Source organism: Bacillus sp. FSL K6-6038 (assembly GCF_038050455.1).
GTDB classification, from domain to species: Bacteria; Bacillota; Bacilli; order Bacillales; family Bacillaceae_G; genus Bacillus_A; species Bacillus_A pseudomycoides.
In genome coordinates, this window is record NZ_JBBOUH010000001.1 from 4093694 (window position 1) to 4107095 (window position 13402).

Annotated in this window: 19 protein-coding genes and 1 pseudogene; 4 read left to right on the forward strand and 16 right to left on the reverse strand. The window is 34.5% G+C overall.

What is annotated here, in order from left to right; all coding sequences use genetic code 11:
- Positions 1 to 148: 148 nt before the first annotated feature.
- The 7 genes and pseudogenes from comGG to comGA all read right to left on the reverse strand — a co-directional run bounded on the left by comGG (position 149) and on the right by comGA (position 4091).
- Positions 149 to 523: a competence type IV pilus minor pilin ComGG gene (gene comGG / locus NSQ40_RS21585; protein WP_018765812.1), complete on the reverse strand. Its 375-nt coding sequence runs from the start codon at positions 521 to 523 to the stop codon at positions 149 to 151.
- On the reverse strand, positions 520 to 1071 hold the full coding sequence (gene comGF, locus NSQ40_RS21590; protein ID WP_003200422.1) for a competence type IV pilus minor pilin ComGF: 552 nt from the start codon (positions 1069 to 1071) through the stop codon (positions 520 to 522). The genes comGG and comGF overlap by 4 nt, the downstream gene beginning before the upstream one ends.
- Entirely contained in the window at positions 968 to 1285 is a 318-nt protein-coding gene (comGE, locus tag NSQ40_RS21595; RefSeq protein WP_231398946.1) for a competence type IV pilus minor pilin ComGE, read from the reverse strand. The genes comGF and comGE overlap by 104 nt, the downstream gene beginning before the upstream one ends.
- Positions 1266 to 1709: pseudogene (gene comGD, locus NSQ40_RS21600) on the reverse strand (competence type IV pilus minor pilin ComGD); the annotation flags it as partial. The pseudogene comGD and the gene comGE, both read right to left, overlap by 20 nt.
- Positions 1706 to 2008 (reverse strand): competence type IV pilus major pilin ComGC, encoded by a 303-nt coding sequence (gene comGC / locus NSQ40_RS21605; protein ID WP_003200417.1) that lies wholly within the window; start codon positions 2006 to 2008, stop codon positions 1706 to 1708. The pseudogene comGD and the gene comGC, both read right to left, overlap by 4 nt.
- 12 nt (positions 2009 to 2020) lie before the next feature.
- Entirely contained in the window at positions 2021 to 3061 is a 1041-nt protein-coding gene (gene comGB / locus NSQ40_RS21610) for a competence type IV pilus assembly protein ComGB (protein ID WP_026008570.1), read from the reverse strand.
- Positions 3048 to 4091 carry a competence type IV pilus ATPase ComGA gene (comGA, locus tag NSQ40_RS21615; protein WP_003208497.1) on the reverse strand — a complete coding sequence of 348 codons (1044 nt, stop codon included), beginning with the start codon at positions 4089 to 4091 and terminating at the stop codon, positions 3048 to 3050. The genes comGB and comGA overlap by 14 nt, the downstream gene beginning before the upstream one ends.
- A 205-nt stretch (positions 4092 to 4296) precedes the next feature.
- On the opposite strand from comGA, the gene NSQ40_RS21620 reads away from it, so the two are divergent.
- The 3 genes from NSQ40_RS21620 to NSQ40_RS21630 all read left to right on the forward strand — a co-directional run bounded on the left by NSQ40_RS21620 (position 4297) and on the right by NSQ40_RS21630 (position 6876).
- Positions 4297 to 4992 carry a helix-turn-helix transcriptional regulator gene (locus NSQ40_RS21620; protein WP_003200412.1) on the forward strand — a complete coding sequence of 232 codons (696 nt, stop codon included), beginning with the start codon at positions 4297 to 4299 and terminating at the stop codon, positions 4990 to 4992.
- Positions 4993 to 5130: 138 nt separating this feature from the next.
- Positions 5131 to 5373 carry a DUF2626 domain-containing protein gene (locus NSQ40_RS21625; protein WP_003200411.1) on the forward strand — a complete coding sequence of 81 codons (243 nt, stop codon included), beginning with the start codon at positions 5131 to 5133 and terminating at the stop codon, positions 5371 to 5373.
- A gap of 87 nt (positions 5374 to 5460) precedes the next feature.
- On the forward strand, positions 5461 to 6876 hold the full coding sequence (locus tag NSQ40_RS21630; protein WP_003200409.1) for an L-cystine transporter: 1416 nt from the start codon (positions 5461 to 5463) through the stop codon (positions 6874 to 6876).
- Positions 6877 to 6935: 59 nt separating this feature from the next.
- On the opposite strand, the gene NSQ40_RS21635 is transcribed toward NSQ40_RS21630, so the two are convergent.
- From NSQ40_RS21635 to NSQ40_RS21650, 4 genes are all read right to left on the reverse strand, one after another.
- Positions 6936 to 7406, reverse strand: a complete 471-nt coding sequence (locus NSQ40_RS21635) for a hypothetical protein (protein WP_033796417.1) — start codon at positions 7404 to 7406, stop codon at positions 6936 to 6938.
- 29 nt (positions 7407 to 7435) lie between these two features.
- Positions 7436 to 8077 (reverse strand): HD domain-containing protein, encoded by a 642-nt coding sequence (locus NSQ40_RS21640; protein ID WP_003200406.1) that lies wholly within the window; start codon positions 8075 to 8077, stop codon positions 7436 to 7438.
- Positions 8078 to 8098: 21 nt separating this feature from the next.
- Positions 8099 to 8923: a DUF4037 domain-containing protein gene (locus NSQ40_RS21645; RefSeq protein WP_033797218.1), complete on the reverse strand. Its 825-nt coding sequence runs from the start codon at positions 8921 to 8923 to the stop codon at positions 8099 to 8101.
- Positions 8924 to 9201: 278 nt separating this feature from the next.
- Complete coding sequence (locus NSQ40_RS21650) at positions 9202 to 9417, reverse strand: DUF3912 family protein (protein WP_026008571.1); 216 nt, start codon at positions 9415 to 9417, stop codon at positions 9202 to 9204.
- A gap of 251 nt (positions 9418 to 9668) precedes the next feature.
- Here NSQ40_RS21650 and NSQ40_RS21655 point away from each other — a divergent pair, with 251 nt between their 5' ends.
- A complete protein-coding gene (locus NSQ40_RS21655; RefSeq protein ID WP_003200402.1) occupies positions 9669 to 9980 on the forward strand; it encodes a hypothetical protein in 312 nt (103 codons plus the stop codon).
- A gap of 42 nt (positions 9981 to 10022) precedes the next feature.
- Here the strand turns inward: NSQ40_RS21655 and NSQ40_RS21660 are convergent, their stop codons facing one another.
- The 5 genes from NSQ40_RS21660 to NSQ40_RS21680 all read right to left on the reverse strand — a co-directional run bounded on the left by NSQ40_RS21660 (position 10023) and on the right by NSQ40_RS21680 (position 13399).
- A complete protein-coding gene (locus NSQ40_RS21660; RefSeq protein WP_003200401.1) occupies positions 10023 to 10511 on the reverse strand; it encodes a hypothetical protein in 489 nt (162 codons plus the stop codon).
- A 13-nt stretch (positions 10512 to 10524) separates the two neighbouring features.
- The gene (locus NSQ40_RS21665; RefSeq protein WP_098187920.1) at positions 10525 to 11502 is read right to left on the reverse strand and encodes an HD domain-containing protein; all 978 of its coding nucleotides are present in this window, start codon (positions 11500 to 11502) and stop codon (positions 10525 to 10527) included.
- A 3-nt stretch (positions 11503 to 11505) separates the two neighbouring features.
- Positions 11506 to 11883, reverse strand: a complete 378-nt coding sequence (locus NSQ40_RS21670) for a nucleoside 2-deoxyribosyltransferase (RefSeq protein ID WP_003200399.1) — start codon at positions 11881 to 11883, stop codon at positions 11506 to 11508.
- A 104-nt stretch (positions 11884 to 11987) separates the two neighbouring features.
- Positions 11988 to 12260, reverse strand: a complete 273-nt coding sequence (locus NSQ40_RS21675) for a DUF3966 domain-containing protein (RefSeq protein ID WP_026008572.1) — start codon at positions 12258 to 12260, stop codon at positions 11988 to 11990.
- An 80-nt stretch (positions 12261 to 12340) separates the two neighbouring features.
- Positions 12341 to 13399, reverse strand: coding sequence for an undecaprenyldiphospho-muramoylpentapeptide beta-N-acetylglucosaminyltransferase (locus NSQ40_RS21680; protein WP_003200389.1), 1059 nt, complete (start codon positions 13397 to 13399; stop codon positions 12341 to 12343).
- Positions 13400 to 13402: the final 3 nt, after the last annotated feature.

Here is a 13402-nt window from a genome sequence, read left to right on the forward strand (position 1 = left end):
CTCTTTTCTGTCTGTTTAATTATTTGTATTATAACGAAAGATAAGCTAACGTGGTTTATTTTATATACTACTTGCACAAATTAATAAAAAATGTTTTGTCCTTAATTTGTTATCAAGAACAAAACGTAATGGTCATGTAACTTCTTCCTCATCTCTCTTCCACCCAATTCATAACTCTTTTATTTATTTTATCGTACTGAAAGTTCACTTTATAAGAGCGATTTTGTTTCGTCATACACTGCAATGCGACAAATATAATTTCATTTTCAAATACATAATTCCCGCTCGCTTCACCATTTTCGTATCGAAACGAAAATACAGCATTTTGTTCTTTTTCCTGCAAATCATCCTTTATAGAGGAGACTGCTTGATCAGCAATCTCTTCTAACAAAAATTTTTGCTGCGCCTCCTTATAAAATCTTTGATCAGATTTCAACATATTTATTTCATATATAAAGAATGAAAATAGTAAGAAGAGAAGAATTAACGTTCCCGGCATCGCAAAACCATCTTGTTTTCTCATGTCTTCAACTCAATGGGTGTGTAGCGCGTTGCTACACCGTGATACATTTTACCGCTTATATCTTGCACATGTATAATTAACATATAAGGTGTTAAGTCATAAGAAACCGAATTTACCTTTTGTAATAGAATTTCCATTCCTAACGTATTTACTTTTCTCACGATATTATTTCCTAACATTTCATATGTTACATTCGCACCGTTACTCATTTGAAAAAGTATTAGAGCTTCTTTATTCTCTAACTCGACACCTTTCCCGGTTTTACTCTCTCGAAACTCTAATTGTACTTGTTCCAGGAACACATTCCATTCCCAACTGTTTATTTGCTTTGAATATGGTTTCTCGATAAATAAACTATGGAGGCGCGGCACAAGAAGAAAGAAAATAGATAAAAACAATAAACATAACATCATTTCTAATAACGTAAATCCTGCTTCTACCTCTTTACTTTTTGACATGACGACATTGTTCCATCCTTCTTTGTTTGGTATCTTTCCAAATTGTACAAACTTCTTCTTCTCGCCAATGTATCCAGTACACAACGCCATCTATCGCCTCCTCTTTTTGCTGCTTTAGCTGATTTTGATACATATATAGTGCTGCTTCCCTCTTCAACAATGAATGTGCTTTATACCGAAATTGAATATTTTTTCTTTCTTGCATGATGAGGAGTGTTTGCGGAAGTAATAGCGACACAGCCATCATTAATAAACTTAACGATACAAGCATTTCCAGCATAACCGACCCTTTTTGACACTTCACGATACGTAAATCTTCCTCTCCCAAGTTGAAATACAATTTCATAGGTGCGTGAGCGATAAGAAAGTAGAATTGTACCAGCTTTGTTTATATTTCCATTTGCATTATAGGTCATTGGATTTGGAAAAGTATTCAAATCAATTTTTATATCTCGTTCATATTCCCGGATAAAAAGGGAACGCTCATCCCCAGATTCCCAAATACTGTACATATTTTTCTCAGGACTCCATCGCAGCATATGAAGATTCCGGCGGTTTATAGCTAACTGCTGCATATACAAAATATCTTGTGAAAATTGCTTCAAAAACTGCTCTACCTTTTGCTTTTCATATAACGGAGCAACATTAAAGTAAGTGACGACGCTTAATATAGAAATGATGAACAAGACAAGAAGCATCTCTAAAAATGTAAATCCTTTTTGTTTCACGATTTACCAACAGATACTGTGCCGTCCTCACTTGAAATACTAATCGGTTCCCCTTTTGGACACGTTGTAGAAGTAATATACTTTTCTTTCACTAATTCATCTACTGTTGGTATCTTATTCTTTTCTAATTGATAAGCTTGCACTTGCGCTTCGACAGACTTCACGTATGCATCGCAACCTTTTCCTTGTACGGAAGAGCGCTGTTTAATTACATTTGGAATAATTAATAAAAGTAATACTGAAATAACGACCATCACTAATAACATTTCTAAAAGAGTAAATCCTTTTTCATTTTTCATTTAAACTACCTCCTAAATAGAATTCATCATTTGAAACATCGGCATAATCATCGCTAAATACATAAGAACAACAATTATGCCAATACATGTAAACAAAAGTGGTTGAATAATGACTAAAATACGTTGAATCTTTCCTTCCATTTTTTCAATCGTTAATTCGCTATAGTCTCCTAATTCTGTCGCTAAGTTTCCGTTTGCTTGTCCATGCGCAATCACGTAAGACAGTTCCCTCTCGTAATAACCGCTCTTCATAATAATAGAATCCAACTGTTCTCCTGCGATTAATAATTCTTCAATTCGAGTGGCTTCACATTGAAAAAACGGGTGATGTTTTTGTTCAACCATTAACGTTAAGGCCTCTAGTACCGATAGTCCTCCTTGTAATAAGCCGCTTAATTGAACAGAGAAATAATGAGAATTTGTTAAAATAAGAAATGTTTTTATAAGAGGAATACGAATCATAATATTCATTCTTTGAACTGGGGGAAGTTTTTGTATATAAAATACATATATACATGTTCCTAAAACGAGGCAGAGAAAAAATCCTCCAATCATGTACGGAAGCATTCGAATAAGGAGCATAATATGATCGGTAAATGAAACAGAAGAAGCTCGCAAGGAACTATATAATGTTTCAAATTGTGGAAGCAAAACGAAATTGAATACAGCAAGTATCCCTAATAGAAAAAAAGATAAAAATATCGGGTAACGAAGCACTTTCATCATATCTTTTTGATGTTTATCTTTTCTATGCAGCAGTACACTTCCTTGTTGCAACGCAAAAGAAATATCCCCATGCCGCTGTGCATAGAATAAATAACTTAATATGTCTGGATGAAACATAAGTTGGTGAAAAGCATCATGAATGCTTCGACCATTTTTTAATTCTTCTGCAATATGTTGCAATTGAATTTGTTTTTGAGAAGATAACTGAAACTGCAGAAACTCTAATGCTTGCAAAAGTGAATAGCCCTTTTCTAACAATTCCCCAAGTCTTCTTAATAACAAGACTTGCTCATGTAATCGCCACCCTTTTCGTTCAAACATAAACATCCTCTTCTAAAAAGCCTAAGGCATATCCTTTTCTTATACATGATTGCAACGTTTCATAATGATAGGTTACACGCTCTCCATTCGCTTCACGAATAGCTTTTTTCAATTCATGGCCATATAACAACTCATAAACGCTTGCTTGCCGCACTTGCCTCATTGCTTTACATAACGGCGAACATTTCCCTTTGCAAAATGGACACTTCAATTCAACAAGACGCTGTGCTGCCACAGCAAGCAATGATTGCTCAATTTCTTGCCGCGTAATCCCATAGTCCATCAAACGTAACACAGCTCCTTTTGCATCGTTTGTATGCAGTGTTGTCATTACTAAATGGCCTGTTAAACTCGCACGCACAGCTACTTTTGCTGTTTCTTCATCACGAATTTCACCAACTAAAATAATATCAGGATCATGGCGCAAAATCGCTTTTAAACCAGTTGTGTACGTGATACCTGCTTTTTCATTAATCTGAATTTGTAACAAGCCATCCTTTCTCTTTTCGATCGGATCCTCCAGTGTAACAATACGACGTGTTTGTCCCTTTTTGGCTACCTCTAACAAAGCATACATTGTCGTTGTTTTCCCAGATCCTGTCGGCCCAGTAAACACGAGTAATCCATGAGAATGATGTACAAAAGAGAGAAGTGTTTTTGCCGAGCTTGGAAATAAAGAAAGATGGGAAAGTGGTTGAACCGACGCTTGCAAGTGTAAACGAATGACGAGGCTTTCTAAATACACAGTTGGTAGTGTAGAAAGACGCAAGTGCACTTCTTGCCCCTCAATTTGTAAATACAATGATCCATTTTGTGGCTTACGTCTCTCCCCTATATCCATAGATGCTAAAAATTTAAAATGCGAAACAAGTCTTTCTCCAAATTCCTTTCCAATACAATGCTTCGTTACTAAATCTTTTCCAATGCGCAATTGTATGACTGCATCTGCTTGTCGCGGCACGATATGTAAATCGGATGCCTGTAATGCACATGCTTCCTTCATAATTGTATTGGCAAAATGTTCAACACCATTCATAATGATCTCCTCCTCACTATGTATATATCATGCGGAAATATAAAAGAAAAATAGCGACTTTCGTATTTTCAACAGAGAAAAGAGGGAAAATATGCTTGTGAAATTATGAACAATTTCTGAATTATTGACTAAAATTACCTATAAGCAACTTTATCTGTATTATAATGTTATTATCTTGGATAAAGTGATAAAGGTGGAGATCCTCATGGAACAAGCTTTAAAAATTACAGGTGTACTATCTGATCCAACTCGTTATTATATTTATAAATATATTTCTCAAAAACATAGTTACGTAACTGTACAAGAAATCGCAGATGAATTTAATATCCATCCAAACGTAGCACGTCTACATTTATCAAAATTAGAAGATGTCAATATGTTGCGATCTGAAACAAAGAAAACGGGAAAAGGCGGCAGACCAAGCAGATTATATGTATTGTCTGAAGACTTAATTCAGCTACAATTCCCATTTCGCGATTATCAATTATTAGCAAAAATCGCTTTTAATTCATTGCTTAGCCTCGGTGCAGCCGGTGAAAAAGCACTATATGAAACAGGCAAACAATTTGGTAAAGAATTAATGGAACAACATATGCAGCATTTAAACATTAATGAAGATTCATTAACATTAGAACACAAAGTTCAAATTGCAAAAGAAGCATTATCAACTGCTGGCCTATCCCCTTCATTTGAATTAAGCACAGATGGTACACAAATTTTCTATGACGTGTACAATTGCCCATTCAAAGAAGTTGCTGTCCATCATCCTGAAGAAGTTTGCCATATGCATAGCGATATGATGAAGGGAATTTTTGAAATCCTATTTCCGGGCATGGAATTAACACGACATGATAATTTATTAGACGGATGTAAATCTTGTAACTACAAAGTTCAGCTATAACTCGTTTTTATATGAAATTGTGTCAAAAAGAAGTCAATTTGATTTGGCTTCTTTTCTTTTTTCGCAAATATTTACAATAGTAAGAAAAATAAACTATAATGAAGAGAGGTTTACTTTTTAGAAAAGGAGGGAGATTGCATGGAGCGCATGTTTCGCGTTCTCGGCTTTTGGACTGGAATTTTCTCGGTTATGTTTTACTTAGGGGATATGCACGCAACTGCACTATTATTTTTAGGACAAACAGGATTCTTCGTACTTTTAAGCTATTTAAAATTAACAGAGCGTATGTATATATACGTATTCGGGGCATATTTAACTGTTTTCTTCATTGGGTTTACATACTATACAACATTTCTACTTATCCCTGGCGCTGGGCATTAAAAAGATGGCAAATTGCCATCTTTTTTTATTTTCTCTAATCACCTAGTTGACTTATAGGTTTTATTGAAATATATTCTATATAACAGATTGGAATTAGGGGGAATTATCATGAATACACTGCTAGTCGGTATTAACATAGCGGTCATGCTCGTATTAGTTGGCATATTGTATTATATGCAGCGCAAGCATGTATCATTTAATAAACGCGTATTTACTGCTTTAGGGGTCGGAATTGTATTTGGCCTTATCTTACAATTTATCTATGAACCTACTTCTAAAATTATCGTGGATTCGAATAACTGGTTTAGCTTAATTGGTAGTGGGTATGTGAAATTACTACAAATGATCGTTATGCCACTTATTCTAGTTTCTATTATCTCGGCATTTACAAAATTAAAATTAACAAGTAACCTTGGTAAAATTAGCGGACTTATTATTGGAATTTTAATTCTTACAACTGGAATCGCTGCAGCTGTTGGTATCGCAGCAAGCGCAGGGTTTGACGTTCAAGCAACTGGCTTACAACAAGGTGATGCAGAAACGGCTCGCTTAAAATTAGTGGAAGAAAAATTCAGTTCAATTGAACAAACACCAATTCCACAAAAATTATTGGAGTTATTACCTACAAATCCCTTTCTTGATTTAACTGGTGCACGTCCAACTTCGACAATTTCTGTTGTAATCTTTGCAGCGTTCATTGGAATCGCCTTTATCGGTGTGAAAAGAAAATATCCAGAACAAGCAGAGTTATTTAAGAAAATGCTTGATGCTGTCTATGCAATTGTAATGCGTATGGTAACATTAATTTTACGCCTTACTCCATATGGCGTATTAGCTCTTATGACAAAAACAGTCGCTGGTAGTGATGTAAGTGCCATTTTAAAACTCGGTAACTTTGTTTTAGCATCTTACGTAGCACTTATCGTTATGTTTGTTATTCACTTATTATTAATTGCTCTTTCTGGTTTAAATCCAATTCAATATTTGAAAAAGGTATTCCCAGTATTAACATTCGCCTTCACTTCTCGTTCTAGTGCAGGTACAATGCCACTAAATATTGAAGCACAAAAAGAAAAACTTGGTGTTTCAGAAGGAATTGCAAACTTTGCTGCTTCCTTCGGGGTATCTATCGGTCAAAATGGTTGCGCAGGTATTTATCCAGCTATGCTGGCGATGATGGTCGCTCCAACTGTAGGAATTGATCCATTACAACCACAATTTATTTTAACTTTAATCGCAGTTGTCGCTATTAGCTCATTCGGTGTTGCTGGTGTAGGCGGCGGAGCAACATTCGCAGCATTAATCGTCCTTTCAACAATGAACTTACCAATCGGGATTGTTGCTCTTCTTATCTCTGTTGAGCCATTAATCGATATGGGTCGTACAGCTCTTAACGTAAGCGGATCAATGACAGCAGGTCTTATTTCTAGCAAATGGCTTGGTGAATTAGATCACGATACGTATAATCAAGATGATGTGAAAAGCGAAGAAGTTGCTTCATAAGAAAGAGAAACTTTCATAAAAAGGAATGCTAATTGATATAGCATTCCTTTTTTTATTCCTTATACCTGTTTTAAAAAATTTAATACTATTTTAGGAACATCCTCATTTATTTGAATTCCTTGAACAGAACCTTTATCTACATCTTTTGCGATTATAATGTTATTTTTATCATCTACCCAGACTAACAAACTTTCCTTAGAATCATCCTTAAAAATAACTTCCATATTAGCATGTACAGCATCCCTTGCTTTTTTATCTAAAGATATTTTTTTAGATGTACCAGCTTTGATTGCTGTAACAATCTGATTTACTAGATCTTCATTATCCGTTCCTGCTTTAGAAATATTATCTTGATCTATCCTCACTAAATTCATTTCTTTTATTTGTTTTTTCTCAAATACTATTGATGTTTCTTTTTCCTCTTTTTGTTCAGTTGATGAAGAAGTTTTTGAAGAACTTGTAATATTGGAACATCCAATTAAACTCAAAAACACTAGAATTATCATAAACAAGCACATATTTTTTCTCATTTCACTCACCCCTTCATACAATACAATTTTTAATATTGAATATCAGTATAAATCGATTCCTCAACTCCCGGAAGAAGTCTGTATACACTCATTCCAATCAAAGATTCTATTTCTTTTTTTATTTCATAAAAACCTTTCCAATGAACAGAAGTGTGAGCATTGGTGCCGTGTCTCAATCCAACTAAAATCAATCTTTTTTCAAGGGTAGTAAATCCCTTTTCATCAGCTAGGGCATCACAAAGAGTAATAACTTTATCGTATAAATCATAGTTACTGTTTTCATTTAATATCACTACAAGCCTCATTTTCATATCTGGAGGAACAAGACTCCAATCAGCCGCGATTTCTATGTCTTTATTCCTACAAGGAAATGAATGTGTTACACATTTAATCGCATTCCCTCTAAATCCTAATTGTTCTAAGTACATGTATCCATCATAAGAATGTATAACAGATTTTGTAAAACCTTTATACCTACCAATGTCATGAAGCAACCCTGCATTATAAGCCAAATTATCATTCACATCATATCCTTGTTTCATAAATTCCAAGATTATGTTTTCAGTAGCTTGGGCAACATTTATCGAATGTTTATACCAAGGTCCAGGATTTTGTTTATATGCACGTTCAAGTAACTCACGTGCATATGCTCTATCCATGATATATTCCATAACACCACCACTCTATCATCATTACTTCACATAACAAATCTGTTTCTTTTGCTCCCAAAGATCCAATTCTGGAATTTGTTTCTCCGCCGAAATCAATACTTCTTCGATTAATAATTCCAAATCCTTCACACTGTTTTCCGGATTTCCCATCAAGATATTCGTCATTCGCTCATAAAGGTTTTCCGGTTTTATTGTCATTCGTTTGATATTAAAAGGCATCCATTTAAATGCAGGGTGATGCACATACATTTTATTAAGGCCGAACAAAACACCAAATACATTCTTCTGTACATCACAAATTACATCGTATAGCATAAGCCAATCTTTTCGTTTTAAAAGTGCTTCACGGTTATGCCAGCGATTACTTAGCAAAAGATTCTCTTCAATCATCTGTTTGGAAAGTTCTAAAGGATATTCTGCAATTCTATCTTTTAGCTTTCTAATTGTTTCTTCTCCATGCAAGCTCACACCATCATGAATTGAGGCTACAATACATTGTTTCTCATAATCAGTTTCATACTTTTCCACCACATCAGAAATAAAACGTTCAACCGTTACGGATAAAAAGTTACTTATTTCTAATTTAATCCCATCTTTCGTTACATAAGATTCAGACCACTCTTCCTCTTCATACGGATGATACGATAAAACTGTCCCATCAATACGTTTAATAGGCCCTTCACGATCTTCATCTTCTGGCGGTGCTGACCATAAAATGTGTAACTCTATATCTGAATTTTCATCTTGCCAGTTTCTTGATACGGATCCTGCTAAAAGAATCGCTTCTACTTTTTGGTTTTGTTTATATATTTTTGCCATGTCTATTGCTTTTTGCATTAAGTTCATTTGATTTCCCCCACGTTTGATTATCCATTTGAACATTTTATTGCAGCGTTATTACACTGTTTCTATTTATAGTTTAATGGAAATTTATTACTATATCAAATAACTTTCTTTTATTTCTGAATATTACAGATAAAAACTTTCTTCGTTACCAAGTGTATAAACAGAAAAAGGATATATGCTCCTATATTGAGCATAATATCCCCATCATCATTATATATTGATATAACCTTTTCAAGCACATAATAAAAATAAAAGTTCCTCTTCACAGCCCGTCCCTTTTACAAATAGCCATTGTGTTCGCACCATTCATGAAACTGCCGCACATCTACCCCTACTAAAACGATATCTTTTAGTTCCACATCAACGACTTGATCGTCAATAACAAGGAAAAAACTTGATCCTTCCTGCTTTTCTTTTTGCTTTACAATTCCAATGCGATTCCGATACGGTCCATCTTTTACATACGCTTTTTGTCCTGTAATATCAAAATTCAAAATTCTCACCCCTTTTACTGCGCTCAACTTTGGCATACTACCTTCTCCTCGGAAAATTTCCTTTCATCACACTATTTCTGTATATATATGATGAAACAGCAAAAGAGTCCTTCCTTTATTACAATTATTTTTTCTTTGTGTCATTTTTATAAATTATACGTGAAAATTAGGAAAAACCACACTTGGAAACGCTTTCTTAAATTTATTTCATGTTATAATGGAAAAGCAGAACTTCGTAAAGAGGGAGAAAAATGGATATAACAATTATTACAAAAGTAATCGAAGCATTAAAATCATATGGATTTCAAGATGTAACATACTGTGAGGAAACAAAACAATTCTTATTTCATAACCAAACCGATATTATGAGTGGCTATGCAGAAATAACATACAGCAGCCAATTTGAAAAGTTTAACGTGCAAATTCATCCGATTGAAACCCATCATCAGGCAGAGTTACAAGAAGTTGAAAAACACATTCAATCTTGTATACGAAAAGTCGAGTATTTAAATGCACTTCTTACAGGACAAAAAAAATTAACTGACAAAATTATTATTATGTAAAAAAAGAACGTGAGATTATCACGTTCTTTTTCATTTTCACTATTATATACTCATCTTCTCTTTCAATTGTAACCCTGTAACAGACTCTAATACATTCATCGCTTCTCCAATTGTCATATCAAAAATTGTCTTATCTTCTATATACGGAAACTGTCTAAAACGTTTTTCTAACATTTTTACTGCATCCGATGAAAATACTGCACTATCTATACCGAATTCTGTTTCAAGTAGAACAATCCAATCTAAAATATGAAATCCTAACCCATTTACAAATGAAATAAGTTTTTCTTCAGGTTGTGAAGATAGAAATACATAACGTTCCATTTCACTAAAGAGTTCTTCACCTAAAATTTCTGCGAGTTCTTCATCATGTTCACGATTTACAATTTCATCATATCCATAATCGTCTGCAAGTTCTTCTACTTCTTCTCCGTCTGCACAAAGTAGCTGACTACGCAGTGCACCTTTTTTGAATTCACTTTTTTGTATAACTTCTAAAAAGCTTGTTTCCCATCCTTGTTCTAATTTCATATTTATAACTCCTTTATGCTTTCTTTATTTTTAAATATATATTTTGATTGAAGTTCTCTTTCGCATTTTGATTGCATGACCTTACATGTTCAGATAAACGAGACGCTTTATATATTTTACCATTCATATAGACATGTGGATCAATTAAGCGTTCCTTCCCACCCGAGTAACAAATATCATACTCTTGAGTATTCTCTTCTACTATTACATTTGGATGTAAAGTAGCCAATACACTCGTTATCTCTTCATCACGACAACATTTCAATTTTTGAAGCACTACCTCATCATCGCACAAGAAATCTTCAGTATGTATCACATGCTTTTCTAACGCTAGTTGCAAAACTTTTGTTAATACATGATAACTATATGAGCCTAATGGATGTAGAAAGAAATCAATTGTTTCTTTGTAATAGACTGTTGTAAACCACTCTGCCGCCTCTAGCGTACTAAGACAGATTTGTTTTTCATGGACAATTAATTGATTTAAAAATGTAAGAACTTCTTGTTTTGAAATCATTCCATATGTATATAAATCGCGAAGTGTATAATCTATACGATCTGCGCATAGAGCTGGTAGTGGTTGTTCCAACAGCATCCATTGTTCCCAGTTTTGAAGCATTTTAGAATCATATCCATACTTTTTCAAAATGAGCGGGATATCCGAGTTTTCAATGACTGTATCAAAAATATGTTCATGATAGTCTTCATCTTTTTTATGTAATACACGATCTACAACGTGTGAAAAAGCAGTATGTGATACATCGTGAAGCAATGCTGCAATTTGTTCCGCTTCACCCCCGCCCAGCATTTTCACAAGAAGCATAACTCCAATTGAATGCTCATAACGAGTTATATTCCACTCTGGTTTTACAAGAAAGCTTGCTCCAACTTGATGAATTTTCTTCAGCCTTTGCATGGCTTCTGTTTGTAATAGTTCTTCTAATACACCGTCTATTTCAAAATTACCGTATATCGTATCATAAACCTGCATGATCTATGCGTCTCCTTTATTCATGACGTATGAAACAAACTCCTCCACTTCCCCTTGAAAAATATCCACTTCTGGTAAATGGTAAAACGTTGTTTGAAGCGGATTGTTTTTATGATACATATAGATTTTCTTCTCTAGCGCAATAGCCATACCAAGCTCCGTGTGACTCCCATTTCCGCCATCTAATAAAAGTAGAAAAACATCAGCGTTTTGTATCGCCTGCTTTTCTGCTTGACCAATCTTCTGTAATTGTTCTCTATTTGTCGCTCTTTCATTTTGAGTCCAATTATATGTATGATGCCATCCCGCTTCTTTCAATTGACTCGCTACAAATTGAACAAGATGTTTGTTTTGAAAACTTGATGCAATATAGAAATTCATATGAATTAGCTCCTTATTTATAAAACCAAAGGGAAACTCCTTTTTTAGCGTTAATGATAATAATAGAGAAGGATTTCGCCAAAAGAAATCCCCACATTCAAAACTTATTTTGCGTTTAAATGGTGGGGTGCCTCATGCTTTTCTCTTATTTTTTGCTTTTTATCACTTTCATCGGCTAACATCTCTAACTCAGCTGTTATTTCCGATTTTTCTAAGTTTCGTTCTTGTGAAAATTTTCTTGAAATGTAAATAATAACACTACCAACGTATAGCACAAAACATATAATCAGAGCAGTATTTTCATAGAGACTCAGCTCCAACACAGTCACTCCTAATCCATTCGTATTTTCACGCTCAAAGAACTGGAATTCCCCTATTAAATCTCTGTTATTGTAACATAAATAAAGTAATTCTTCGAACCTTTCATTCTACTAAAAAAGACATGATTTTTTAGAAATCACGCCTCCGTAATATATTTCATAATGGTCTGTACTGCTTCTTTTCCACTATACTTTTTTAATTCTTTTTTATACTTCTCACAATTATGATTTAACTCTTCTATATGCTTCATAAGGGATGTCACTGTTACAGTTTCTTCATATAAAACCGCTGCATACCCTTGTCTTTCAAACGATTGTGCATTTAAAATTTGATCTCCGCGGCTTGAAGCTTTCGGTAATGGAATTAAAAGCATCGGTTTTTGCGATGTTAAAAATTCAAAAATCGCATTCGATCCAGCTCGTGAGATGACAAAATCAGTTGCCCCTAACACATCTGGCAATTCTCCGTGCACATATTCAAATTGCCTATACCCTTCTATACCTTGTAACGTCTCGTCTAGATTTCCTTTTCCGCATAGGTGAACAACTTGATAATTTTTAAGGAGCTGTGGCAATGCTTCTTGTACTGTTTCATTGATTTTCTTTGCCCCTAGACTTCCTCCCATAACCGTGATAACTGGTTTTCTAGTATGGAACCGAAGAAAGTGTAATCCTTTTTCACGATTTCCACGTAGCACTTCTTCCCTCACAGGCGAACCTGTATAAACCACCTTTTCTGTTGGCAAATGTTGTGCAGCTTCTTCAAACGTAACAAATATTTTTGAAGCAAAACGGAGTGCAATTTTATTCGCTAGTCCTGGTGTCATATCCGATTCATGTAACAAGACTGGAACACGATTTAACCATCCGCCAATTACTACTGGTACAGATACAAAACCACCCTTTGAAAAAATAACATCAGGTTTTAATTTTCTTATTCGTACATAAGCATCCATAACACCCTTCATAACGAGAAAAGGATCTTTTATATTTTTCAAATCAAAATAACGGCGTAACTTTCCGCTCGCTATACCATAGTATGGAATTCCTTCGTTCTCTATAATCGTTTTTTCAATCCCTTGATGAGAACCTATATAAGAAATATCCCAGCCCTTTTTTTGCAAATGTGGAATAATTGCTAAATTAGGTGTCACATGTCCAGCCGAACCACCGCCTGTAAAGACTATTCTTTTCATACC

Bases quoted from the DNA above. Each gene is read 5' to 3' on its own strand.
- comGF (WP_003200422.1), bottom strand. From the start codon at position 1,071: ATGGCGTTGTGTACTGGATACATTGGCGAGAAGAAGAAGTTTGTACAA.
- NSQ40_RS21645 (WP_033797218.1), bottom strand. From the start codon at position 8,923: ATGAACTTAATGCAAAAAGCAATAGACATGGCAAAAATATATAAACAA.
- comGC (WP_003200417.1), bottom strand. From the start codon at position 2,008: ATGAAAAATGAAAAAGGATTTACTCTTTTAGAAATGTTATTAGTGATG.
- comGB (WP_026008570.1), bottom strand. From the start codon at position 3,061: ATGTTTATGTTTGAACGAAAAGGGTGGCGATTACATGAGCAAGTCTTG.
- NSQ40_RS21680 (WP_003200389.1), bottom strand. From the start codon at position 13,399: ATGAAAAGAATAGTCTTTACAGGCGGTGGTTCGGCTGGACATGTGACA.
- NSQ40_RS21670 (WP_003200399.1), bottom strand. From the start codon at position 11,883: ATGAATTTCTATATTGCATCAAGTTTTCAAAACAAACATCTTGTTCAA.
- NSQ40_RS21625 (WP_003200411.1), top strand. From the start codon at position 5,131: ATGGAGCGCATGTTTCGCGTTCTCGGCTTTTGGACTGGAATTTTCTCG.
- NSQ40_RS21655 (WP_003200402.1), top strand. From the start codon at position 9,669: ATGGATATAACAATTATTACAAAAGTAATCGAAGCATTAAAATCATAT.
- comGA (WP_003208497.1), bottom strand. From the start codon at position 4,091: ATGAATGGTGTTGAACATTTTGCCAATACAATTATGAAGGAAGCATGT.
- NSQ40_RS21620 (WP_003200412.1), top strand. From the start codon at position 4,297: ATGGAACAAGCTTTAAAAATTACAGGTGTACTATCTGATCCAACTCGT.
- comGG (WP_018765812.1), bottom strand. From the start codon at position 523: ATGAGAAAACAAGATGGTTTTGCGATGCCGGGAACGTTAATTCTTCTC.
- NSQ40_RS21665 (WP_098187920.1), bottom strand. From the start codon at position 11,502: ATGCAGGTTTATGATACGATATACGGTAATTTTGAAATAGACGGTGTA.
- NSQ40_RS21660 (WP_003200401.1), bottom strand. From the start codon at position 10,511: ATGAAATTAGAACAAGGATGGGAAACAAGCTTTTTAGAAGTTATACAA.
- NSQ40_RS21635 (WP_033796417.1), bottom strand. From the start codon at position 7,406: ATGAGAAAAAATATGTGCTTGTTTATGATAATTCTAGTGTTTTTGAGT.
- NSQ40_RS21640 (WP_003200406.1), bottom strand. From the start codon at position 8,077: ATGGAATATATCATGGATAGAGCATATGCACGTGAGTTACTTGAACGT.